Genomic DNA, 23393 nt, shown 5'->3' on the forward strand with positions numbered 1-23393 from the left:
TTCAGTGGCCTGAGCCTTCAGTGGCCTGAGCGGTCCGAGTCGGCTGCCGGCCTCGCCGTACCGTCGAGCGTGGTCAACGCTGCCAGCTCCGCATCGGTGAGGTCGAAGTCGAAGACCGCCAGGTTCTGCTGGAGGCGCTCGCGGTTCGCCGACTTGGGAATCGGTACGACGCCTTGCTGCGTCTCCCACCGCAACACGACCTGTCCCGGCGCGCGTTCGTGTGCCTCGGCGATCTCCCGCACCACCGGGTGGTCCAGCAGGTTAGTGCCCTTCCCCAGCGGACTCCACGCCTCGGTGACGATCCCGTGCCGCTGGTGGAACTCGCGTTCGGCCGACTTCGCCCACACCGGGCTGAGCTGCACCTGGTTCACCTCCGGCGCCACACCGGTCTCGTCGATCAGCCGTTGGAGGTGCGCCGGCTTGAAGTTCGACGTACCGATCGCGCGCACCAGGCCGGCGTCGCGGAGCGCGATCAGTCCTTGCCACGCTTCGACGTACCGGTCCTGCTCGGGATTCGGCCAGTGGATGAGCAGGAGGTCCAGGTACTCGACGCCGAGCCGCTCCGCGCTCGCCTCGAACGCCTGGCGTGCGCCCTCGACGCTGTGCCATCGCTTGTTGAACTTGGACGTCACGAACACCTCGTCGCGCGGCGCGTCCTTGAGCGCCCGGCCGACGCCGACCTCGTTCCGGTAGTTCTCCGCCGTGTCGATCAGGCGATAGCCGAGCTCGAGCGCCGTACGCACCGCCCGCTCCGCGTCCGCGTCGTTCATCGGCGACGTCCCGAGCCCGGCCCGCGGCATCGCGGATCCGTGACTCAACGTGACCGTCGGGACCTGACTCATCCGTGTCCTCCTTCGTCGACCGCTGCCCTGCCACCGTACGTCGATCACCGTCCGCCGCGGACCCGGTGCCCGGTTCCCGGCGCCGTACGCCGTACGGTCCCGGGCGTCTCGTCTCACGCCGGTGAAACCGCCCTGCGAACTGTCGGATCCGTGGTTCATGATGGTCCGGTGGGGCTCGAAACGCGTTGAAGGGGTGGGCAAATGAAGAATCGCCTGATCACTCTGGTGGACCTCGGTCTGGACAGCTCGTTCGACGCGTCGATGTCGTTCGTCCAGGGCATCACCGGGAACATCAACGCCGGGTGGAACCGGCCGGTGATCGACGTGAACTTCGTCCGCACCCGCGACCACGAGACCGCGTTCTCCGCCCTGACCACGCCCTCCTCGGTCCTGCACGTGATGGCACACGGTGACCACAGCGAGGAGCCGTCGTTCCTGTCCACCGACGGCGAGACCCAGGTCTCGCTGCGGTCCCTGGCCGACTGGTTCCTCGACCGCCAGTGGGGCATCGCCAGCGGCGTCGTCATCGCCGACGGCTGCAAGACCGGCATCGGCAAGTGGCAACGCGCCATCCGCGACTGCCTCCAGGACGACATCACCTACATCGGCACCAGCACCGTCATCGGCTGGTACGAGGCGACCGTCTTCTGCTCCGCCTTCTACGGCGCCCTGGTCCGCAACCGCGGCCGCGGCCGCACCCCCGCCGAACAAGGCTGGGACGCCGCCAACCGAGCCATCCGAGCCTACGAAACCCTCACCGACCAACGCTGCCCCTACAAACCAGTCCTCCTCACCCCCTCCCGCCAAGCCCTCCGCTCCCTCACCGGCTGATCCCGAGCCGCGGCGACACGCTTTCGGGGGTGGGGGGAGGTGGGGCGTGTGAGACTTTTCGTGGACTCGTCGAGGGGCGCAGTCTGTGGTCTGGGTTGCGGGTGGCTCGGATGGTGTGGGGACGGGGGAGGCCGTCGGGTGCGCCTTGGTTGACCTGCTGACCTCCGCCCGACGCGGTGAAGGAACGCCACCATGAAACTCGACCGGAACTCCCTCCTGACGGCCGCCGCGATTGTGCTGGTGCTGTACGTCGTTTCGCTGGTCGTCGGCCTGCCGGCGTGGGCGGCCGTGGTGCTCACGGTGGTGCTGCTGGTGTTGCTGGCCGTCGTGTGGAAGCAGCCCGACGAGCCCCGTCCAGTCGTCACGAAGCAGGCGCCGCCGCCGTCCGTCGTACTGCCGGATCCGGAGCCGGTGTTCTCCGGGCCGCCGTCGAGGACGGTGTCGGACGTTCGGTTGCCGTCGGCGTCGCCGGACTTCCAGTTCAGTTTCTCGGCTGTGGTGCAGTGGTCGACCGTGCTGTCCGGCTCGCGTCATGCGGACCTCGGCGCGGTCGCCGTCGATGCGTTGCTGGAACGGGCACGGTCGCTGACGGCGAGGCAGCAGGTGACCGAGGAGTCCCTCAACCAGCATCGCCTGGCCGCGATCCTCGGGGAGCCTGCGCTCGACGAGAAAGGGCAGGTCCGTAGCTGGGCGACCGACGTACGACTGCGGCTGCCCGATGCGGATCAGAAGCACCTTCAACACTTGGCCGCCCTGCATCGCCGGGAGCAGACCACACTGCTCGAGCGCCGGATGGAGCAGGACAAACGCGCGTATCTGAAGGACGACGTCTTCGCGACGCCTGGATCGGCTGCGGTCTGGTGGCTGGTCAACCACCCGGGCGAGGTCGAGACGGCCCTCGGCCTGCTCGACACACTTGCCGAACTGTCGGCCGCGGCGAACGATCTCCCCGCCCGGCGGACCGCCGCCGAGGAGATCGAACGCCAACGGCCGACTCGCGCCGAACTCGCCTTCAGCACGGCAATCGAAGAACTGAGCGACGCCGGCTCGGACCCGGCGGGCGCCAGCAGCGCCGAAGCGGACGGGAGCAGCCCGACAGCCACAGCCGAGCAGCGCCCGGTCCCGCGGCAGCGCACCGACGACCAGAGCGACCGCCACGAGACAGGCCCCGCCAGGTCCAAGCTGAACGGCTCCGGCCCCGAGGACGGCACGTACCGGGAACAGTTCTTCACCGAATAGGCCGGTGAGGCGGGCTGTCTGCAGGGTGGACCCGCCCCACCGGAGTCGACTGCGCATGGCTACTCGTCCAGCCAGCGGATCGTGGTCGCGCCGTTGTGCCCGTGGATGGCCAGCAAAGCGTCGATCCCGTCTTGCCAGACCGTCGTTGTCGGGTACTGACCGCCCCAGCGCAGCGCAACTGTGCCATCGCTCCACTCGACCCCCTCGGCGACGATGCCAGTACCGCTGACGCCGGAATGGTCGTAGTGACGGACCAGCTGGAAGCAGCGTGGCCCAGATTTGCGCGCGACTCGTAGATGACGCCGTTGCGTACTGCGCATCAGCGTCGCGGTTCTCCCGCTGATCTCGTCCATGGGCCAAGTCAACGCCCGGCCGCCGGTCCTCACCAGGAACTCAACCGGTATCCACAGCGCACAAATTCTGCCCTCCGGCGGTCACCGAATCGCCATATTCTCATTGCTGGGAGTAACCGACCACGCCAGGGAGCGACACGCATGACAGTCATCGAGGAATGGACCGGCCGGCACGCGCACGCCTTGCGTACGGCGCTGCGCCTGACGAACGAGGCCTTCGCCGAGCAGCTCGGCATCTCGCCGCGCACGCTCACGAAGTGGAAAGAGAAACCGGAGCTGGTTCCCGGCCCCTTTCTCCAGAACGCTCTGGACACCTACCTGAACCAGGCGCCGCCCGACGCCAAGGTCCGGTTCGCGGCGAATCTCGGTCTCGACCAGCGCCGGGTGCCCATCGACAGCACCGTCCTGACCCAGCTCAACTCGGCGCTCGGCGACCTCGCCCGCGCCCTGGCACGGCTGCAGGCCGAGAATCCGGAGCGATCACCCTCGCCTTGACCGCCGACGCGGCAAACTGGGCCGAGCGTGAGTGCGGAAGGAGCCGCGGATGAGGCGACGCCCGGTGAACTCGTCGAGCGTGCGATCGGTCGGATGGTCCGACGGAACGCTGGAGCTCGAGTACCTGAACGGCTACGTCTACCAGTACCTCGACGTGCCGCAACCGACGTACGCGGCCCTCCTGGCCGCTCCGAGCATCGGCGCCTACGTCAACAAGCACATCAAGCCGTACTACGAGTTCCGCGAACGCTGAGCCGCGCTGAGTTTCTGCGCGGTACCCGACGGGCACCGGTGCAACGTTCACACGGGGGGTGCGCCCAGCCCGGGAGGTGAGCATGCGCACTCACAGAGCGTCGAGGACGGGTTCCCGCGCGATTGCGGTGATTGTCGTGGTGTGGTTGGTGATCGGACTGGCAGCCGCGGCGCAACGGAACTACTTCGCCGGCTCGAGCGCGACCTGCGCCAAGGTCGGCACGACGCTGGTGACGATCGCGGCCGGCCCACTCAACTACGTCGGCGCAACCCCGAAGATCGACTGCACAGCCCCACAACCCTCACGGTGACCACGGTTCAGCGGTCCTGATCCGCCGTACTGTCACTCCAACGGCTCCTGATGGCGGAGTCCGAGGAGGGACCGACATGCTGGGTGAGCGGATCGCGGCCGACCTCGACGAGTTCGAGGTGCCTGGCGCCAGCTGGGTCGTGTTCGGCGACGGCGCCGTCACGGAGACCGGGACGGCGGGCGTCGTCGAGGCCGGCAGCACCGAGCCCGTCACGCCGGAAACGCTGTTCCAGGCAGCTTCGATCAGCAAACCGATCGCCGTACTCGCGATGCTCAGGCTGGTCGACCGTGGCCTGCTCGACCTCGACGAAGACGTCAATCGCAAGCTGAGGTCCTGGCAGGTCCCACCAACCGGCCGATGGCAGCCCGCGGTGACACTTCGCCAGCTCGCGAGCCACAGCGCCGGCCTGACCGTTTCCGGATTCCCGGGGTACCCCCGTGACGCAGTACTGCCGACGACGGTCCAGATCCTCGACGGTGTGCGACCAGCCACGAACATCGGCGTACGCGTAGACCTCGTGCCGGGAATCCAGTTCCGGTACTCCGGTGGCGGGACAACAGTGATCCAGCAACTGCTGGAAGACGTCACGCGTACGCCGTTCCGCGAACTGATGCAGGAGCTGGTGCTGCAACCGTTGGGAATGTCCGACAGCGACTATGCACAGCCCTTGCCGGCGGAACTGCACGGGAGAGCGGCCAGAGGTCATGATGACGCCGGTCGTCCACTGGCAGGGATGTGGGACGTCTACCCGCAGCTGGCTGCGGCCGGGTTGTGGACGACGCCAACGGATCTTGCGAAGTTCGCCATCGGGGTGCAGCACGCGTACGCCGACGGTGGACTGCTGTCAGTCGAGCTGGCGAGGGAGATGCTCACTCCGCAGATCGCCGCCACGTCACGAATCGGCGGGCTGAATCACTTGGGACTTGGACTATTTCTGGACGAGTCAGGCGTGCGTTACGGGCACAGCGGCGGCAACGCCGGCTTTTGCTGCCATCTGCTGGCATACCGCGACACGCGACAGGGCGCCGTGGTGATGACCAACGGAGATTCCGGCATGTGGGTCGTACTGCGTGCCTTCGCAGCCGTCGCGTCTACGTACGGGTGGAAGGGGTACCCGCAGGAACTGGAGCAACCCGATCTGCCGGTGGACGCCACGCTGAACGAGTTGGCAGGGCGCTATCGGCTGGCCGGCGGTCCGCCCTTCGTGGTGAGGCCGCGGGGAAGAGGGCTCGAGGCACGGTTCGGTGGGCAGGCGCCGCTGGTCTTCCAGGCGTTGTCGGCCACGCGGTTCGCTGCAGCAGGAGTTGACGCGCAGTTGGAGGTTCGCGACGGCGGACTGGTGCTCCAACAGGCCGGCACACAGGTCGAGTGTGTCCGGGAATAGGTCCTGGGGGAGGTCGGTTACACCTACTGCCGTCCGGTTACATGACCCCGGGCCTCAACCTCAGCCGCTACGAGCGGCCACTCGCCGAGAGGCGTCTGCTGGACGGTGGTGTACGTGACAGGTGGGAGTCGGTTGACCGGCTCCCACCTCGTCCTCGCACCCGCGGGAAAAACGACTTGTGTGGGTGCGGCATGATGGAAGTGTCGCTCGCGGAGACGTGAGCGAGTGGAGTGACCAGAGGGACGAGCACTGCTTCCCTCGACACCGGCTGACCGGTGCCGAGGACGGGTGCCGGGAGCCTCGGACAGCGGTCCAGGACCCCGATTTGCATCCGCACCACGAATGTCAGTAATGTTCTTCTTGTTGGAGCGAGGCGCGGGACGCGAAAGCGGCCGGCCCTCCGACAAACTCCCTGAAGGTCTCGGAAGCTGAAACACGCCTCGTCGGGTTTCAGTCACTGGGTCGCGCAGGGAGACTGGATCGAAAAGGCCGATTTGACCGGCTCGAATCGAAACAGTAAAGTTGGGCGAGTTGCCCCGGAGCTTCGAACGAAAGTAAGAAGCGCGGTGTGCGTCCGATTCTTGAGAACTCAACAGCGTGCCGAAAGTCAATGCCGAAAGATGCATTAACCCCGTCCCCAGACATTGTCTGTGGATGGATTCCTTTGAAACATTGATTCAAGTCAGTTTGATTGTTTCTGATTCGAAGGATCTTCTCGAAGTAGTCTGTTTTCCATGGTTCGCCGTGGTTGACATATAGATTTCAACGGAGAGTTTGATCCTGGCTCAGGACGAACGCTGGCGGCGTGCTTAACACATGCAAGTCGAGCGGTAAGGCCCCTTCGGGGGTACACGAGCGGCGAACGGGTGAGTAACACGTGAGCAACCTACCCTCAACTTTGGGATAAGCCTCGGAAACGGGGTCTAATACCGGATAATATCGGCTGCCTCATGGTGGTTGGTTGAAAGTTCTGGCGGTTGGGGATGGGCTCGCGGCCTATCAGCTTGTTGGTGGGGTAATGGCCTACCAAGGCGTCGACGGGTAGCCGGCCTGAGAGGGCGACCGGCCACACTGGGACTGAGACACGGCCCAGACTCCTACGGGAGGCAGCAGTGGGGAATATTGCGCAATGGACGAAAGTCTGACGCAGCAACGCCGCGTGAGGGATGACGGCCTTCGGGTTGTAAACCTCTTTCAGCAGGGACGAAGCGAGAGTGACGGTACCTGCAGAAGAAGGACCGGCCAACTACGTGCCAGCAGCCGCGGTAATACGTAGGGTCCGAGCGTTGTCCGGAATTATTGGGCGTAAAGGGCTCGTAGGCGGTTCGTCACGTCGGGAGTGAAAACTCGGGGCTTAACCCCGAGCCTGCTTCCGATACGGGCAGACTAGAGGTAGGCAGGGGAGAGCGGAACTCCTGGTGTAGCGGTGGAATGCGCAGATATCAGGAAGAACACCGGTGGCGAAGGCGGCTCTCTGGGCCTTACCTGACGCTGAGGAGCGAAAGCGTGGGTAGCGAACAGGATTAGATACCCTGGTAGTCCACGCCGTAAACGTTGGGCGCTAGGTGTGGGGGACATTCCACGTCCTCCGTGCCGCAGCTAACGCATTAAGCGCCCCGCCTGGGGAGTACGGCCGCAAGGCTAAAACTCAAAGGAATTGACGGGGGCCCGCACAAGCGGCGGAGCATGCGGATTAATTCGATGCAACGCGAAGAACCTTACCTGGGTTTGACATATAGGGAAATCCTCCAGAGATGGGGGGTCCGTAAGGGTCCTATACAGGTGGTGCATGGCTGTCGTCAGCTCGTGTCGTGAGATGTTGGGTTAAGTCCCGCAACGAGCGCAACCCTCGTCCTATGTTGCCAGCACGCCCTTCGGGGTGGTGGGGACTCATAGGAGACTGCCGGGGTCAACTCGGAGGAAGGTGGGGATGACGTCAAGTCATCATGCCCCTTATGTCCAGGGCTTCACGCATGCTACAATGGCCGGTACAAAGGGCTGCGAAGCCGTAAGGTGGAGCGAATCCCAAAAAGCCGGTCTCAGTTCGGATTGGGGTCTGCAACTCGACCCCATGAAGTCGGAGTCGCTAGTAATCGCAGATCAGCAACGCTGCGGTGAATACGTTCCCGGGCCTTGTACACACCGCCCGTCACGTCATGAAAGTCGGCAACACCCGAAGCCGGTGGCCTAACCCTTGTGGAGGGAGCCGTCGAAGGTGGGGCTGGCGATTAGGACGAAGTCGTAACAAGGTAGCCGTACCGGAAGGTGCGGCTGGATCACCTCCTTTCTAAGGAGCATTCGGCGATCGACCCGGAAGGGTGGTCGTCAATTCGTCGTTTCTTGGACGTCCGTTCCAGGGCGACGGTGCTTCGGAATGTGGAACATTGACCATTAGGCCAGGATCTCGAGTGATCGGGTTAGTACTGCTGGAGCCCTTTGGGGTGAAGGCGTGGAACGCGGGGTTGTTCGGGTGAGTGGCTGAGGCGCGCTGTTGGGTCCTGAGGAATCGGGCCCGGTTCACGGAAGCTGTGCTTCTGGGGGCTGGATCTGTTTCTTCTGGGTCACGGGCCAACCAGGTTGTGGTTGGTTGGGTGGCTGGGGCCGGCTCTCACTGAACTGCTGGTGGGTGTATCTGATGGGTGGGTTGTTTCCCTTGAGGGTGTGCTGATTGGTAAGCGGTGGTTTGGGGCTGGTGTTCCTGCCCGTATTTTGAGAACTGTATAGTGAACGCGAGCATCTCTTTGTAGCGTAATTTTTGCTTTTAGTTTTTGTTTTTGTGACAAGCTACTAAGGGCAATCGGTGGATGTCTTGGTACCAAGAGCCGATGAAGGACGTTGGAGCCTGCGATAAGCCCCGGGGAGTTGGCAACCGAGCTGTGATCCGGGGGTGTCCGAATGGGGAAACCCAGCTGGCATTCTAAAGCCAGTTACCAGTGCCTGAACACATAGGGTTCTGGAGGGAACGCGGGGAAGTGAAACATCTCAGTACCCGTAGGAAGAGAAAACAATTGTGATTCCGTGAGTAGTGGCGAGCGAAAGCGGATGAGGCTAAACCATGTGCGTGTGATAGCCGGCGTGCGTTGCGTATATGGGGTTGTGGGAGCATTCAGGTCTTAATGCCGTGAGACCGGAGAGTTATAAATCACTGTTGAAGTCGAATCTTCTGGAATGTTGAGCCGTAGTGGGTTATAGCCCTGTAGGCGTAAGACAGTGACTCTCGAGTGTTTTCCCAAGTAGCACGGGACTCTTGAAATCTCGTGTGAATCTGGCGGGACCACCCGCTAAGCCTAAATACTTCTTGGTGACCGATAGCGGACTAGTACCGTGAGGGAAAGATGAAAAGTACCCCGGGAGGGGAGTGAAATAGTACCTGAAACCGGTTGCCTACAATCCGTCGGAGCATCTCCTTGTGGGGTGTGACGGCGTGCCTTTTGAAGAATGAGCCTGCGAGTTAGTGGTGTGTGGCGAGGTTAACCCGTGTGGGGTAGCCGTAGCGAAAGCGAGTCTGAATAGGGCGCTTTAGTCGCATGCTCTAGACCCGAAGCGGAGTGATCTATCCATGGGCAGGTTGAAGCGTGGGTAAGACCGCGTGGAGGACCGAACCCACCAGGGTTGAAAACCTGGGGGATGACCTGTGGATAGGGGTGAAAGGCCAATCAAACTCCGTGATAGCTGGTTCTCCCCGAAATGCATATAGGTGCAGCGTCGTGTGTTTCTTACCGGAGGTAGAGCACTGGATGGTCTAGGGGGCTTACCGGCTTACCGAAATCAGCCAAACTCCGAATGCCGGTAAGTGAGAGCGCGGCAGTGAGACTGCGGGGGATAAGCTCCGTAGTCGAGAGGGAAACAGCCCAGATCACCAGCTAAGGCCCCTAAGCGATTGCTAAGTGGAAAAGGATGTGGAGTTGCCCAGACAACCAGGAGGTTGGCTTAGAAGCAGCCACCCTTGAAAGAGTGCGTAATAGCTCACTGGTCAAGTGATTCCGCGCCGACAATGTAGCGGGGCTCAAGCAATCCGCCGAAGCTGTGGCACTCACACAAGTACTCGGCGGCCCTTTTGGGTCGTCCAGGTGTGTGGGTGGGTAGGGGAGCGTCGTGCAGCGTGTGAAGCAGCCTAGTGATGGAGTTGTGGATGCTGCACGAGTGAGAATGCAGGCATGAGTAGCGAATGACGGGTGAGAAACCCGTCCGCCGGATGATCAAGGGTTCCAGGGTCAAGCTAATCTGCCCTGGGTAAGTCGGGACCTAAGGCGAGGCCGACAGGCGTAGTCGATGGACAACGGGTTGATATTCCCGTACCGGCATTAACACGACCCGACCGAACCTGCTGATGCTAAGCCAACAAGGCCATGATGTCTTCGGACGGATTGGTGGCGTTGGTGACCCGAGGTGGTAGTAGGTGCATTGAGGAGTGACGCAGGAGGGTAGTCCAACCGCGGCGATGGTAGGCGCAAGCTGATCCGCGGGCAAGGTGGTAGGGCGAGGCATAGGCAAATCCGTGTCTCATTGAGCCTGAGAGCCGAGGCGGACCCGTTTAGGGGAAGTGGATGATCCCATGCTGCCGAGAAAAACTTCGCAGTGAGTGTTAGAGCCGCCCGTACCCCAAACCGACACAGGTGATCAGGTAGAGAATACCAAGGCGATCGAGTGAACCATGGTTAAGGAACTCGGCAAAATGCCCCCGTAACTTCGGGAGAAGGGGGACCGGATCCGTTAGGTGATTTACTCGCCGAAGCGGTGATGGTCGCAGAGACCAGGCCCAAGCGACTGTTTACTAAAAACACAGGTCCGTGCGAAGAAGTAATTCGATGTATACGGACTGACGCCTGCCCGGTGCTGGAACGTTAAGGGGACAGGTTAGCTGGTTTCGGCCGGCGAAGCTTTGAACTTAAGCGCCAGTAAACGGCGGTGGTAACTATAACCATCCTAAGGTAGCGAAATTCCTTGTCGGGTAAGTTCCGACCTGCACGAATGGCGTAACGACTTGGGCGCTGTCTCAACCATGGACTCGGCGAAATTGCATTACGAGTAAAGATGCTCGTTACGCGCAGCAGGACGGAAAGACCCCGGGACCTTTACTACAACTTGGTATTGGTGGTCGGTACAACTTGTGTAGGATAGGTGGGAGACTGTGAAATCCGGACGCCAGTTCGGGTGGAGTCATCGTTGAAATACCACTCTGGTTGTTCTGGCTGTCTAACTTTGGTCCGTTATCCGGATCAGGGACAGTGCCTGGTGGGTAGTTTGACTGGGGCGGTCGCCTCCTAAAAGGTAACGGAGGCGCTCAAAGGTTCCCTCAGCCTGGTTGGCAATCAGGTGTCGAGTGTAAGTGCACAAGGGAGCTTGACTGTGAGACAGACATGTCGAGCAGGGACGAAAGTCGGAACTAGTGATCCGGCGGTGGCATGTGGGAGCACCGTCGCTCAACGGATAAAAGGTACCCCGGGGATAACAGGCTGATCTTCCCCAAGAGTCCATATCGACGGGATGGTTTGGCACCTCGATGTCGGCTCGTCGCATCCTGGGGCTGGAGTAGGTCCCAAGGGTTGGGCTGTTCGCCCATTAAAGCGGCACGCGAGCTGGGTTTAGAACGTCGTGAGACAGTTCGGTCCCTATCCGCTGCGCGCGCAGGAGACTTGAGAAGGGCTGCCCCTAGTACGAGAGGACCGGGGTGGACGAACCTCTGGTGTGCCAGTTGTTCCGCCAGGAGCACGGCTGGTTGGCTACGTTCGGGAGTGATAACCGCTGAAAGCATCTAAGCGGGAAGCACGCTTCAAGATGAGGTCTCCCACCGGGTTAACCGGGTAAGGCCCCCAGTAGACCACTGGGTTGATAGGCCAGAAGTGGAAGCGCGGTAACGTGTGGAGCTGACTGGTACTAATAGGCCGAGGGCTTGTCACACACCCACCACCCGCTACGCGGGGTGTGGAAACTGAGACTATTGGCTGCGTTATGTAACGATGTTCGCGTTCACTGTACGGTTCCCGGAATACGGTCAACCCAGCCAGCAGTTTTGTGGCTTGTGCAGGTTTGACATGTGTTCTTATAGAGTTTCGGTGGCCATAGCGTCGGGGAAACACCCAGTCTCCATTCCGAACCTGGAAGTTAAGCCCGCCAGCGCCGATGGTACTGCGACCGGGAGGTCGTGGGAGAGTAGGACGCCGCCGGACATTCACACTGTTAAGGGCCACCCCTCCGGGGGTGGCCCTTAACATTTGTCCACCCACCCCGCACCAACCTGGGGTGGTGGACACAGAACCGCGCACAGTCGGCCCCAGCCCGGGCCCAGGCGATTCCAGGCGATTCCAGGCGGTCCCAGGCGATTCCGGGCGAGCACATTCTCGCCGCGCCTGCCGTGTCCACGTATCCGTGCACGGCGCCCGCACGGCGCCCGCACGGCGCCCGCACGGCGCCCGCCGCACCTCTCGGTGCCGGCCGCACCTGTCGGAGCCGGTCAGAGCAGGCGGTACCGCACCGGTCGTACCGCGCCGGCGGAGCCTGCCAGAGCTTGTCGGAGCCTGTCGTGCGGCACGCGATCCCGGCCCTGCGCTGGACCTGCCTGCCACAGGGGCACTGCACTTCACCGGCCACACCGGACCGCGCCGCCCCTTCCAACAGGCAACCCAGCACCGCGCCGGGCGGCACGCCGGCCCGGCGCCGCGCTGGACGTGCCTGCCGCAGGCGCACTGCACTTCACCCGCCACACCGGACCGCACCGCCCCTTCCAACAGGCAACCCAGTACCACGCCGGGTCACACGCCGGCCCGGCGCTGCGCTAGACGTGCCTGCCACAGGCGCACCGCACCTCACCGGCCACACCGCACCTCACCGGGCTTCCATCGGCCGCGCGGCGCCGCGCAGGGCGGCACGCGAGCCCGGCCTCGCGGTGGACGTGCCTCCCGCAGGGGCACCGCACCTCAGCAGCCACACCGGAAGGCGCCGCCCTTGCAACGGCAACCCAGCGGCGCGTCCAGCCACACGCCGGCCCGGCCTCGCGCTGGACGTGGCTCCCACAGGCGTGCCGGACTTCACCGGCCCTTCCAGATCGCAGTGCCCCTGCACCGGCGACGCAGCACCGCGCCGGGTCACAGGCGGGCTGGCGCTCGTGTCGGTTGCACGCATGTGGCCGCGTGCCCTCCTGCGGCGACTCAACCGCCCGACTCCGTCGCGGAGGAGATGGAGCTGGCTGGTGGTGATGAGGCCAGGTACGCCGAGAGGTTGGCGGCAGGTGCGCTGAGTTGGGTGGGCGCGTGCGCCGAGTGGGTGGCGGGCGGGTCGCCCTGGGGGTTGCGGTTAATGGTTGGTCTGGTGGGGGTGGTGGGGCTGAGGATGGGGGTATGTCAATTGTTTCCTCGCCGACCGTTCGGTTTGTCGAGATGACCGGTGGCGCGATGAGCGCTTTGCTGGCTGATGATCGGTCGGCTGCAGAGGCTGAGCTTGGGTTCTCGCTCGGCGACGAGTTTCTGTCGGACAGGGCCAAGTGGCTCTGGCAGTACCGTCTTGATCAGTTGAAGCGGGATCCCGGTGCCTTCGGGTGGCTGGTGAAGCTCGCTGTGGTCGACGGGATTGTGGTCGGGTATGCCGGATTCCACGGTCCGCCGGACGATGACGGCATGGTGGAGGTCGGCTACACCGTCGATCCGCCGTACCGGCGACGGGGGTACGCCAGGGCGATCCTGACCGCGCTTCTGGAGCGTGCCGCGGCTGAACCCGACGTACGGACCGTCCGAGCCACGATCAGCCCGACCAACGAGGCGTCGCTGGCCACCATCGCTGGCTTCGGGTTCGTTCAGAACGGTGAACAGTGGGATGAGGAGGACGGCCTGGAACTCATCTTCGAACGGCCCAGCCGCTGACTCGAAACGGCGATCGACATGATGGAGGTCATCCGGCAGTTGGTTGCCGGGGCAGGTGACCGCTGAGGATCTGGCCCAGCTTCCGCCTACCTGACCCACATCCTCCAGTTCGGCGCCTAATGGGCGCTCGTCCGGGATCGGCGCCGGCTCGATGCCGGCGGCAGCGCGGCTTGACCATCCCGGGCGAGCGATGCGTCGGCGATACTGTGCTCGTGGAGTACGTCTCCAGAGTGCCGCGGGCGCCGCTGGCCGGGCTGATCGACGACCTTTACTACCTGGAAGGTGCGCCGCCGTACGCCCGGTTGACGCTGCCGCCGGCGCCGTCGGCGTTGCTCATCGTCAACCTCGGGGCGCCGTTCCACATCCGCGCCGGCACGGACATCGAGACGGCCGAGTACGCCGACGGCTGCGTGGTCACCATGCCCACCCGCGCATGGCAGTTCGGTTACCCACTCGGGACTCGGTCCGTCGGCGTGCACTTCAAGCCGTGGGGGCTGGCGCCGTTCCTGCCGATGCCCGCGGCCGAGCTATGTGACCGGCCGGTGACGGTAGAGCAGGTTTGGGGCCGGCCCGCCACTGCTGAGCTGCGGGACCGGCTGGCCACGGCGGACGGACCGCACGAGATGCTGACGCTGCTCGAGGAGGAGCTGATGCGACGGCTGTGCGAGACCGCCGGCCTGGGACTGGTCCGCCATACGAGCAGCGTCATCGCGGCAAACCGCGGGGCGGTGGCGATCGGCGACCTGAGCGTGGCAGCCGGCGTCAGCAGCACTCATCTGGCGCAGCGGTTCAAAGAGCTCATCGGCATCACGCCGAAGCGGCTGGCCCGCACCTACCGCTTCAGCGCCACCGTGTTCGCGATCAACCCCGCCGGACCGGTCGACTGGGGCGATCTTGCCGGCGGCGCGGGCTACTTCGACCAGGCCCATTTCGGCCACGAGTTCCAGGCGTTCACCGGGCTCACGCCGACCCGGTACGTCGAAGTCCGGCGGCGGTTCCTGCGCGAACATCCCGGCCATGTGCTGGAAGGCTGGCCGCTGCCGGCCGATTGATTTCTTACAAGAGCGACGGCCCACGACACGCTAATTTGGGGGCACCCGAAGCAGAGGAGAGCCCCGTGGGCAAGGTGGTCATGTACAGCTCAGTGTCGGTGGACGGCTTCATCGCGGACGAGAATGATCAGCCCGGACCGCTGTTCGACTGGCTGACCAGCGGTGACATCCCGTTGGACGAGAGCGGCGTGGTGAAGGTGTCGCAGGTGTCCTACGACTACACCCGGGCGTACTGGGACGAGATCGGGGTGACAGTTGCCGGCCGTCACGTCTTCGACATAACCGACGGCTGGGACGGGAAGCCTCCGGGCGGGATCGACCACGTGGTCGTCGTGACGCACCGGCCGGAGCCCGAGGGCTGGGACCCCGAGGCGCCGTTTCACTTCGCCGACGGCATCGAGGCAGCCATGGCCAAGGCACAGCAGCTTGCGGGTGACCGCATCGTCGAGGTCGCAGCCGGCGACGTCGGTGGCCAGGTGCTTGCCGCGGGCCTGATCGACGAGGTGCGCATGGACGTCGTACCCGTCGTGTTCGGGTCCGGCAAGCGCTACTTCGGGTCAGTCGACGCGCAGCACCTGCTGGAGAATCCTGACGTCGTGCAGGGCGACCGGGTGCTTCACCTGCGCTATCAGGTGCGCCGTTGACCGAGCTGATCGGGCTAGGCTCTCGGGGTGGCTGGGATGGTGCTGGTTGTGGGGTTGCCGGGGGCCGGGAAGACGTCGTGGGCTCGGCGGCTGGAGGAGGAGCGGCGGGCTGTTCGGTTGACGCCGGACGAGTGGATGGACGCGTTGTTCGACGCCAGCGAGGTCGACGGACGGCGATGGGTGCTGGAGTCTGAGCTGCTGTGGGGGATCGCGGCGCGGATGTTGGAGCTCGGCGTCGACGTGATCCTCGACTACGGGTGCTGGTCCGAGGAGGAGCGCGAGCTGTTCCGGACCCGGGCGCAGCAGCTCGGTGCCAGTGCGGAGATCGTCGTACTGGATCTGCCGTTCGACGTTCTGTGGGAGCGCCTCGAGCGCCGCAACGGGGATCTGCCGGCGGGAACGTTCTCCATCAGCCGGGAGGAGCTCGTGGAGTGGAGCGGGCGGTTCGAGGTACCGACCGAGGACGAGATCGCGCGGTGGGACCGGCAGCTTGTGGTGCGGGCCTGACTCACTCCTCGGGAGCGATACCGACCAGAGCGGCCGCGGCGCAGATGTGCACCGGTGTCAGGTCGACGGGGGAGACCGGCGCCTGCAGGAGCGTGCCGCGTTCGTACGGCGTAAGCGTGATGTCGATGCCCGGCGCCCCGGCAACCAGGCCGCGTACGTACGTCAGCCAGCCCATCATCGGGATCCCCCGCCGGAACACGCCGGCCGCTGCCGCGAGCTCGGTGTCCGCGATGCTGGCCCACCGAGGCTCCCAGATCGTGACGACTGCGCGGAGCACCTGCGCGAACCGCTCCGACTGCTGCAGCGCTTCCTCATCGCTCCAGTGCAGCGTGAGCTGGTCCGACACGGTTGTCATCGTGCCGCCCATGGACAGGTCGAACAGCCACGGGAGCTCGCCGGTGCTCTGCAGGTGCAACCGGGTCGTACTCGTGCCGTTCGCCAGCACCTTCGTCGTGGCCTCGACCATCTCCTGCAGCGGAGTGGAGCCGTCGGCCTCGAGCACGTGGTACCCCCACCGCTCGTCCTGCGTCCAGTTGTGGACCTCGGGAAAGGCGACCGCCACCGCGGTCAGCGTGCGGCCGACGCGGAGAGCGCGGTGTTCGACGGACTCGTCACGGTGCGGCCATTGGGCGCGGAGCAGCCAGGATGCCATTCACGCCCTCCGATCTCGAGACGGCCGCAGCCGCGGAGCCGACGGCGTACCGGACGGCAAGATGCCGGACAGTGACGGTATGCCGGATGCAGGTGACGGTACGCCGCCATACGACCGGTTGACCAGAGGTCCGGCTACTCGGTCCGAGTAGGTACGGCAGCTCTCCGGAAAAGTCACCGCACCAGTCTGCTGCACCCTCGGGTCTCAGGTGTGCACCGGGGTCCGATTTTGGTAACAACGCATCGAAATCTGGACAAGTGTCAAGGTCAGCTCGTCGGCACGGCCGCGAGGAGGCCGCCCAGCGCACTCGCCTGGGTCCGCCGGGCGCGCGCGCCACCGCCGCTCCGGCGCTGCCCGAGCCGGTTCAGGGCAGCACGATCGTTCTGTCAGATGGACTCCGCCTGGTGCTGCGCGTACGTGCGGTACGGCGCCTCGCCCGTCGCGTCGGCGAGGTCCGTCAGGTACCGCATGAAGATGCCTTTGAACTGCTTCTGGTTGTCGTCGCAGGTACCGGCCGGGTCGCACGACTCGGTGAGGATGCCGCCCGGACTGAGCGAGGACATGGCCGCGTCGCCCAACTGCCGCGCCGTCGACAGGCGCGAAGTGTCACCGGTCGCGCGCCACAGCTCCAGCGCCCCGCCGATCGCCAGACCCTGGTTGTAGGTCCACACGGTCTGCCCGTTGTTCGTGCACGAGCCGGTCAGACCGTCGTTGACCAGGTGAGACGAGTTGAGCATCCCGCTGTCCGCGAACCAGTTCCAGGCCGTGGTTGCCCGCTGCAACCAGACAGCGCCGCCATGTCCAGGTACTTACGGTCACCCGTCAGGTCGTACGCCGCAACCCACGCGATGCCCCACCAGGCCGTGCCGTCTCGTCCGCACGCGCGGACCGCTCCGCCGTACAGCCTGGAGAGCGGATCTGTTGTCGCGTAAAGGAGGATCTTTGTCGACGTAGCGCCGGATGCGACGCTGGTGCGGCCGAGGGACGAGCCGCCCGGCCAGGACGCGCCTTCGTTCCAGGAGCGGTCGAGCCTTCTTCATGGCGCGGTAGGAAGAGAGCGCTCTCAGTCGTGAGTTTGCGGGCTGTCGCGGCGAGGTCGAGACCTCGGGTGATTGTTCTGGCGGCGGATTATGTGAGTGTCGGCGAGGCGAGCTCCAGTGTCGGTGTCGAGCCGCGGTACGACGTCATCCACTCGCGGAGGAGCTCCACGCGGGCCGCGTTGTCCTCGTTGCCCTTGACCACCGGCGCCTGGTTGTACGGCATCGTGTCCGAGCTGCGCCGGAGCTTCACGTACAGCCGGGACGAGGCGAGCGCGTACCGCTCCATGTCGTCCTGCAGCGCGCCGATCACGGTGATGTTCCGGTCGCGACCGATCTGCTCGAACAGTGCCACCGCCTCCCGCCGGTGCTGCGAACCGAGGTTGCGCCCGAGCTCGTCGAGGATCAGCAGCAACGGACGGTCCGAACCGCCGGCGAGCGCGGCCGCGCACACCAGCTTCACCGCCTTCTCGTCCATCTGGGCGGTGTTGCCCTTCACGTTGAACGCGGAGAACGGGCCGCCCTCGGACCGGCGCCACTTCGGCGTGACCGTCCAGCGCCACGGCTTGTCGGGCTCGGCCGGCGGGTCGGGCTCGGGGAACTCGAGCTTCGCGCCGTACCCGCCGTACTGCTGGTCGAGCCGGTCGAACTCCTGCGACACCAGCCGGAGCCGCGCCTTGATGCCGTCGGCCAGCGACGCGCGGTGGGCACGGGCCGTGCTCTCCGCCTCGCCGAGGCCTTCGCGGGCGCGCTCGAGGGCGGCGTTCCGCTCGGCGCGCTGACTGGCGATCTGCTGTTGCTGCAGGCTGTCGAACGTCTCGTGCTGGGCGAGGTGGCTGCTCAGCGTCCGGTGCAGCGCCGGGACCAGGCCGACGCGGTCGCTGAGTGTGCCGTTCGTCCAGCCGTCCGGTCCGTTGAGGATCTCCCACAGCTCGGTCGGGATCTCCTCGCGGGAGCGCGCGTTCGGGAAGCAGCGGCGGATGACGTCGTCGAGTTGCGTGCAGGCCTGGTGGTTCCAGTCAGCGGTCGTACGGCGATGCGCGTCATCCGGCAGTCCGAGAAGGAACTCCTCCGCCTCCTCCGGCGTACCGCCCCAGGCCGCGGCGCGGCTGGTCAGGTCGAGCGTGGCCTGCTCCTCGCACAACGTGAGCCGGCGACCGCTCAGCTCGTCGAGGATCCGGTCGTGGTCGCGACGGGTCGCTTCCAGGTTCTTCAGGCGCTCGTCGCGGACGAGTTGCTGCCCCGCGGCGGCCTCGGCGGACTCCTTCGCGGCCTGCAGCTGCGGAGCGAGCGAGTCCCGATCGGTCTCGTGCCGGTCGACGGTTTCGCGCAGCGCCAGGATCTGCTCCTGCACCGACTCCGCGTCGGCCAGCGCGCGAGCGGCCGCCGTACGGCGCTCTGCCTGCTCGACCCGGGATCGGGCCTGCTCGAGCGCCGCGGACGCTTCGGTACGAGCCTCGACCGCGGCCTCCAGGCGGCGCCGGGCGGCCTCGATCCGCGCGGTGCGGCCGGTGATCGGTTCGTCGAACTGCCCGACCGCGACGACGCCGGCGGCGTCGTCGATGTGGTCCTTGGTCGCCCGGTCACCGATCGCCGCGAAGAACGCGTCGAGCACGAACCGCTTGTCCGCCGACTTCGGTCCGCGCTTCCCGGACGCCTTCGCACCGGGCCGGTTCGCCAGCACCAGCAGGAATCCGGCGTACCCGGCGTCGGCCAGCGCGGTCGACGCGACCTGCGCGTCGCCGGCATCGATGACCACGGCCTCCCGGTACGGCGCCAGCCGCGGCTCCCACTCGGCGCGCTCCGACGCCGGCAACTCGGTGATGTCGGTCAGCGCGCCGCACCCGATCCCGGCGTTCTCCAGGACCTGCTGCTGCGGCGCCGACACCGTCTGACCGCTCTCCGCCTCGCGCAGCTCGCCCGTCGCGTGGTCGACCGCCGAACGAGCAGCGTGATCCCGGCCGATGTGCTCCTCGAGCACCGCCCGCGCCTCGGCCTGCTCCTCGGCCGCCGCGGCCAGGTCGCGGCCGTCCGCCGAACGGCCCGCGTCGAGCAGCCTGCGATGCTCCTGACCGAGTCGCTCCAACTGCTCCCGCACCGAACGCTGCGCGAGGTCCAGCTCCCGGTCGCGGGCGTCCAGCTTGTCCCGCTCCTGACGGGTCAGCTGGACGTCCCGGAGCAGGCTCTCCTCGTTGCCGAAGGCCTCGATCTCGGCCTCGATCGCTTCCTTGCGGGCCTCCTGCTCGGCGACCCGCTCGGCGAGAACGGCGAGCTCCTGGACGATCTCGGCGTTCCGCGCGGAGCCGTCGAGCAGGTGCCGCGCGGATCGGGCCTGCCAGGACTCCTTGGCCGCGGCGAGTGCTTCGCGCGCCGCGGCGCGCTGCAGGATGCCGGCCTCGACGGTCGCCATCTCCTGTTCCCAGCGCTGCAGGTCGGCGGACGCCTGCTTGGTCGCCTCGCGCTGGGTGTGCTCGGCGGACCGGTGCGCCTGCTCCTGCTCGAGCTCGTGGTCGAGACCGGTGAGTGTGGCGATCGCGTTGAAGATGCGGGCCGGGCCAAGCTCGTTGAGCGGCTCGGCGAGGAGGTTCGCGGTCGGGCTGGAACGGACCGACGTCGACAAGAACGAGACGCACCGGACCTGTCCGCCGTACAGGACCTGGGACAGCTTGTTGGCGTGGAAGTCGGTGCGGCCGTTCGAGTGCGGGAGGGCGGCCCACAGCGCGTCGGCGCCCGCGGCTCGCTCGGCCTCGGTCGCGCCGTACGGGATGTGCAGACCGTTCTTCCAGCGCAGGTCGAGGTACGACGCCTTGCGGTTGATGCGGATCCACACGGTGATCGCGGCGGCCTCGATCTCCTCGAGGTCGGTCAGATCGGGGTCGGAGAAGACACCGACGATGTAGCCGCGGTCGACGTTCGACCAGTTGCCTTCCTGACCGGCGGCTTCCGCGGTGAACAGCAGCTCGGCCGCGCCGGGCGCGCCGCTGGTCAGGCGCCACTGGTCGTCGGCGTGCAGGAGGCTGAGCGCTGCGATCCAGGACGACTTGCCGGCGCCGTTCGAGTCGGTCGGGCCCTGGCCCGCGACGGTGATCAGGCCGCGGCCGATCATCGGGATCGGGTGCGTCGACAGGCGGGACAGGTCGACGACCTGCACACCCAGCAGCACCTTCGACCCGAGGATGTCGAACGGTCCGTCCTCAGCGGCGCTCATGCATGTTCTCCCACTTCTTCTGCCGGGACGCCGTTGCGGGCGCGGATGGCTTCGGCGATCGGGCTGGCCGGGGCGGCGGCGAGGATCAGTTGGTCCTGCAGGCGACGGCGCGCGGCCGGTGTCAGGCGCTGCAACTGCGGACCCGGGATGTACGACGGTCCGCCCGAGTGATCGCCCGACAGCTGGACCAACCCGGCGGCCCGCAGCCGCTGCAGCGCAAGGCGCCGCTCCTCACCGCTGATCCGGGTCGTGCGCAGCTCGTCGACCGTCGTGGGCCGCGCGGACTTCCAGCTGTCGCCGGTGAGGATGCCTTCGCTCCGGGGGATCGCGACCGAATGGATCAGCACGAGCACCAGCACCGCGCGGTCGATGACCGACAACGGCTGCCACCCCTGCGCGGCGAGGCTCGCGGCGATGTCGTCGTCGTAGCCTGCGGTCCAGTGCGTGCCGTCCACGTGGACGAGCGTGCGGCCGATGAGCTTGAGCATCCGCTGAACCTGACGCCGAAGTGTCACATCGCGGAGGCCGGCCAGTTGTACTTCGGCGACCGGATGCGCGGCGTACTGCACCGCGCTGAACGCGGCCAGCACCTCGTCGCGCGAGCGGTCGCTGAGGTCCTGCAGCAACGGGTCGAACAACGCATGCTGGTCAGTCATCCGACACCTCCGCATCAGGCTCCGCGTCAGGCTCTGCATCAGGATCCGGAGCGGGATCGGGCAGCGCGTCGTCGGGGGCCGGCACAGACAGGCGGTCAGTGGAGTGCTCGGTGGACAGGACTGCCGGCGGTGGCTCCGGCAGGTGCCTGCACAGGTCGCGCAGGGTGGAGAGGTCGGCCGCTGTCCAGGTGACGACGCGCGGGCCGAGCCGGACCTCGCCGGCCTTCTCGTCCCAGCGGAGCCAGTGCGTGGCGTGCAGGCGGCGCAGGCTGCCGATGATCAGGGTGAGATCGCTCGACTGCTCGGGCCTGCCGCGCATCCCGGCGTACACGGACCTGATCTGCGCGAGCGTGCCGGTCGAGCCGGGCCAGGCCGGCGCGCTGCGGTCGGTCCAGCAGCAGGCGACGCAGATCGCGAGGACGCGGGCCGTTTCGTTCGGCTGCTCGACGGCGACCGGGGGAGCGCCGAGCTCGTCGAGCACGCTGTGGCCTGCGCCTGAGGGAAGCGTCGGCACCAGCCAGACCGATGACCCGTCCGGCGCCGCGGCGCGGGTGAGTCCGGCGACGGCGGGCGTCTCCGGATCGACCTCGAGCGGGCCCGCGGACTGGACCTTCGCCCACCAGAGCGCGTTGTACAACCGTCGCTCGACGGCCTCGGTACTCACCGTTCCACCCGGCGGAAGACGCCTTCGGTCGCCCAGGGCGTGCCCGACGCCGGATCGATCCGCATGCCGTCGGACCACACCAGCTCGTAGTCGAGCTCGTCATGCAGATGCGCCGCGGTCAGCTCGGCGAGCACGCGCCGCGCGGTGATCCAGTCGCCTGCCTGGTCGACGACCTCGACGATGTCGACCGACGTACGCCCGGCCAGCACCCGCTCCGCCTCCGCGCGCAGGTCCTCGCGATCCGTCGCCGCGGCCGACTCGGGCGCGTCCACGTCCGCGGTCGGACGCGGCGGAGCCATCCGGGCCGTCCCACTGCGGCGGCCCGTCTCGACCGCCTCGACCAGCGTCTGCGCGGAGAAGTCGGGCGCGGCGGCGTCGAACAGCAGGCCGTCGAGTACGGCGGCCAGCGCGTCGGGCTCACTGCTGCGCGCGAACGTCAGCCAGGTCTCGATGGGCAGCAGCCCGAGCGCTCGCGTCGTACCGGCCCGCTCGACCAGGCGGCCGGCAGCGAGTTGTACGGCGTCCGCGTACGCGGCCAGGGCCATCCGGAGTGAGGTGCAGTCGCGGTGCAGCGTCGGCCAGCGGCCGAGGACCAGGCGATGCACCACCTCGGCCTGCTCGATCAGGCGCTCGTTGCCCCACGCGAGCTGGGCGTTCTCGCGCAGCTGCGCCGTCGTGCTGGTCGCGACGAGGATCGCCAGCTCGTTGCCGAGCAGGCGGAAGACCTTGGTCAGCCGCTCGATCGACGCCTTGCCGTCGTCGGCGGTCGCCTGCGGGTCGCTGACGCTGTGGGCCTCGAGGGTGAGCAGCTGGTGCAGCTCACCCTGGCCGCCCTGGACGGACATCCGGCGCAGGAACATCAGCATCACGTACGGCGCGAAGGCGGCGCGGTGACGCAACTCGTTCGGCCGGTCGACGAGTTTGGTGATCGCGCCGTACTGCCGAAGGACGTCGAAGCGGCGGACGATCACGTCGTGCGGGTACGCGCGGCAGGCGAGGGTGGCCTGCTCGACGGTCAGGCCGTCGCTGCCGGCCTCGGCGAACGCGTCGAGGATCGCCTGGTCGACGTCCAGCAGGTCGGGATCGACGATCATCGCGCCCGCCTCACGGGCGAGCACGGCGAACACCTGACGGTAGACACGCAGCACCGCTGCCTCGGCCTCGGCGTCGAGCAACGTCGCGTCCATCCGCACTCCCTCCCGTGTGATAGCGGGGCTATCAGAGAAAAGGACTCTAACCACCCGCACCGACAGACCAAAACTCGCCCGGCGGCGGCCTGTGGAAAACCGGATGACGGTTGATGCCGGGCTGCCTACCATCCGAGATGTGATGAGAATCCTTGGCTGACGCGGTCGGGAAGGCCGCGTCAGTACCACGGCACCCACGGGTGTCGCCCCGCCGGTGCGGGCC

18 protein-coding genes and 3 rRNA genes are annotated in these 23393 nt (G+C 66.2%); 13 read left to right on the plus strand and 8 right to left on the minus strand.

Annotation, left to right across the window (positions count from 1 at the left end):
• Positions 1-17: 17 nt before the first annotated feature.
• Positions 18-842 carry an aldo/keto reductase gene (locus BJY22_RS19365; protein WP_167208708.1) on the minus strand — a complete coding sequence of 275 codons (825 nt, stop codon included), beginning with the start codon at positions 840-842 and terminating at the stop codon, positions 18-20.
• Between the two features lie 201 nt (positions 843-1043).
• On the opposite strand from BJY22_RS19365, the gene BJY22_RS19370 reads away from it, so the two are divergent.
• On the plus strand, positions 1044-1673 hold the full coding sequence (locus tag BJY22_RS19370; RefSeq protein ID WP_167208710.1) for a hypothetical protein: 630 nt from the start codon (positions 1044-1046) through the stop codon (positions 1671-1673).
• A gap of 192 nt (positions 1674-1865) precedes the next feature.
• Positions 1866-2912: a hypothetical protein gene (locus BJY22_RS19375; RefSeq protein WP_167208712.1), complete on the plus strand. Its 1047-nt coding sequence runs from the start codon at positions 1866-1868 to the stop codon at positions 2910-2912.
• Positions 2913-2971: 59 nt separating this feature from the next.
• Here BJY22_RS19375 and BJY22_RS19380 read toward each other — a convergent pair whose 3' ends face one another.
• Entirely contained in the window at positions 2972-3265 is a 294-nt protein-coding gene (locus BJY22_RS19380) for a hypothetical protein (RefSeq protein WP_238350397.1), read from the minus strand.
• Positions 3266-3406: 141 nt separating this feature from the next.
• Between BJY22_RS19380 and BJY22_RS19385 the strand changes: the two genes are divergently transcribed.
• The 11 genes from BJY22_RS19385 to BJY22_RS19435 all read left to right on the plus strand — a co-directional run bounded on the left by BJY22_RS19385 (position 3407) and on the right by BJY22_RS19435 (position 15766).
• The gene (locus BJY22_RS19385; RefSeq protein ID WP_167208714.1) at positions 3407-3760 is read left to right on the plus strand and encodes a helix-turn-helix domain-containing protein; all 354 of its coding nucleotides are present in this window, start codon (positions 3407-3409) and stop codon (positions 3758-3760) included.
• A 49-nt stretch (positions 3761-3809) separates the two neighbouring features.
• Entirely contained in the window at positions 3810-4013 is a 204-nt protein-coding gene (locus tag BJY22_RS19390) for a KTSC domain-containing protein (protein WP_167208716.1), read from the plus strand.
• Between the two features lie 82 nt (positions 4014-4095).
• Positions 4096-4323, plus strand: a complete 228-nt coding sequence (locus BJY22_RS19395) for a hypothetical protein (protein WP_167208718.1) — start codon at positions 4096-4098, stop codon at positions 4321-4323.
• A 76-nt stretch (positions 4324-4399) separates the two neighbouring features.
• Positions 4400-5707 (plus strand): serine hydrolase domain-containing protein, encoded by a 1308-nt coding sequence (locus BJY22_RS19400; protein WP_167208719.1) that lies wholly within the window; start codon positions 4400-4402, stop codon positions 5705-5707.
• Between the two features lie 762 nt (positions 5708-6469).
• Positions 6470-7994: ribosomal RNA gene (locus tag BJY22_RS19405) — 16S ribosomal RNA — on the plus strand.
• Positions 7995-8484: 490 nt separating this feature from the next.
• Positions 8485-11608: ribosomal RNA gene (locus BJY22_RS19410) — 23S ribosomal RNA — on the plus strand.
• A gap of 151 nt (positions 11609-11759) precedes the next feature.
• Positions 11760-11877 (plus strand): 5S ribosomal RNA (gene rrf, locus BJY22_RS19415).
• The 16S, 23S and 5S rRNA genes sit together here, the layout of an rRNA operon.
• A gap of 1167 nt (positions 11878-13044) precedes the next feature.
• On the plus strand, positions 13045-13563 hold the full coding sequence (locus BJY22_RS19420) for a GNAT family N-acetyltransferase (protein ID WP_202891179.1): 519 nt from the start codon (positions 13045-13047) through the stop codon (positions 13561-13563).
• Positions 13564-13775: 212 nt separating this feature from the next.
• The gene (locus BJY22_RS19425) at positions 13776-14615 is read left to right on the plus strand and encodes a helix-turn-helix domain-containing protein (protein WP_337758783.1); all 840 of its coding nucleotides are present in this window, start codon (positions 13776-13778) and stop codon (positions 14613-14615) included.
• A gap of 65 nt (positions 14616-14680) precedes the next feature.
• On the plus strand, positions 14681-15259 hold the full coding sequence (locus tag BJY22_RS19430; protein WP_167208721.1) for a dihydrofolate reductase family protein: 579 nt from the start codon (positions 14681-14683) through the stop codon (positions 15257-15259).
• Positions 15260-15295: 36 nt separating this feature from the next.
• Positions 15296-15766, plus strand: a complete 471-nt coding sequence (locus tag BJY22_RS19435; RefSeq protein WP_167208723.1) for a P-loop nucleotide/nucleoside kinase family protein — start codon at positions 15296-15298, stop codon at positions 15764-15766.
• A gap of 1 nt (position 15767) precedes the next feature.
• Here BJY22_RS19435 and BJY22_RS19440 read toward each other — a convergent pair whose 3' ends face one another.
• The 6 genes from BJY22_RS19440 to BJY22_RS19465 form a co-directional block, all read right to left on the minus strand.
• Positions 15768-16418: a hypothetical protein gene (locus BJY22_RS19440; RefSeq protein WP_167208725.1), complete on the minus strand. Its 651-nt coding sequence runs from the start codon at positions 16416-16418 to the stop codon at positions 15768-15770.
• 386 nt (positions 16419-16804) lie between these two features.
• Complete coding sequence (locus BJY22_RS19445; RefSeq protein WP_202891181.1) at positions 16805-17200, minus strand: glycoside hydrolase family 76 protein; 396 nt, start codon at positions 17198-17200, stop codon at positions 16805-16807.
• A 346-nt stretch (positions 17201-17546) separates the two neighbouring features.
• Positions 17547-20663: a coiled-coil domain-containing protein gene (locus BJY22_RS19450; protein ID WP_167208727.1), complete on the minus strand. Its 3117-nt coding sequence runs from the start codon at positions 20661-20663 to the stop codon at positions 17547-17549.
• On the minus strand, positions 20660-21319 hold the full coding sequence (locus BJY22_RS19455) for a hypothetical protein (protein WP_167208729.1): 660 nt from the start codon (positions 21317-21319) through the stop codon (positions 20660-20662). Before BJY22_RS19455 ends, BJY22_RS19450 begins: the two co-directional genes overlap by 4 nt.
• Complete coding sequence (locus BJY22_RS19460) at positions 21312-21983, minus strand: hypothetical protein (protein ID WP_202891182.1); 672 nt, start codon at positions 21981-21983, stop codon at positions 21312-21314. The genes BJY22_RS19455 and BJY22_RS19460 overlap by 8 nt, the downstream gene beginning before the upstream one ends.
• The gene (locus BJY22_RS19465) at positions 21980-23170 is read right to left on the minus strand and encodes a hypothetical protein (RefSeq protein ID WP_167208731.1); all 1191 of its coding nucleotides are present in this window, start codon (positions 23168-23170) and stop codon (positions 21980-21982) included. Before BJY22_RS19465 ends, BJY22_RS19460 begins: the two co-directional genes overlap by 4 nt.
• Positions 23171-23393: the final 223 nt, after the last annotated feature.

Source organism: Kribbella shirazensis (genome assembly GCF_011761605.1).
In the GTDB taxonomy this organism is placed as follows: Bacteria; Actinomycetota; Actinomycetes; order Propionibacteriales; family Kribbellaceae; genus Kribbella; species Kribbella shirazensis.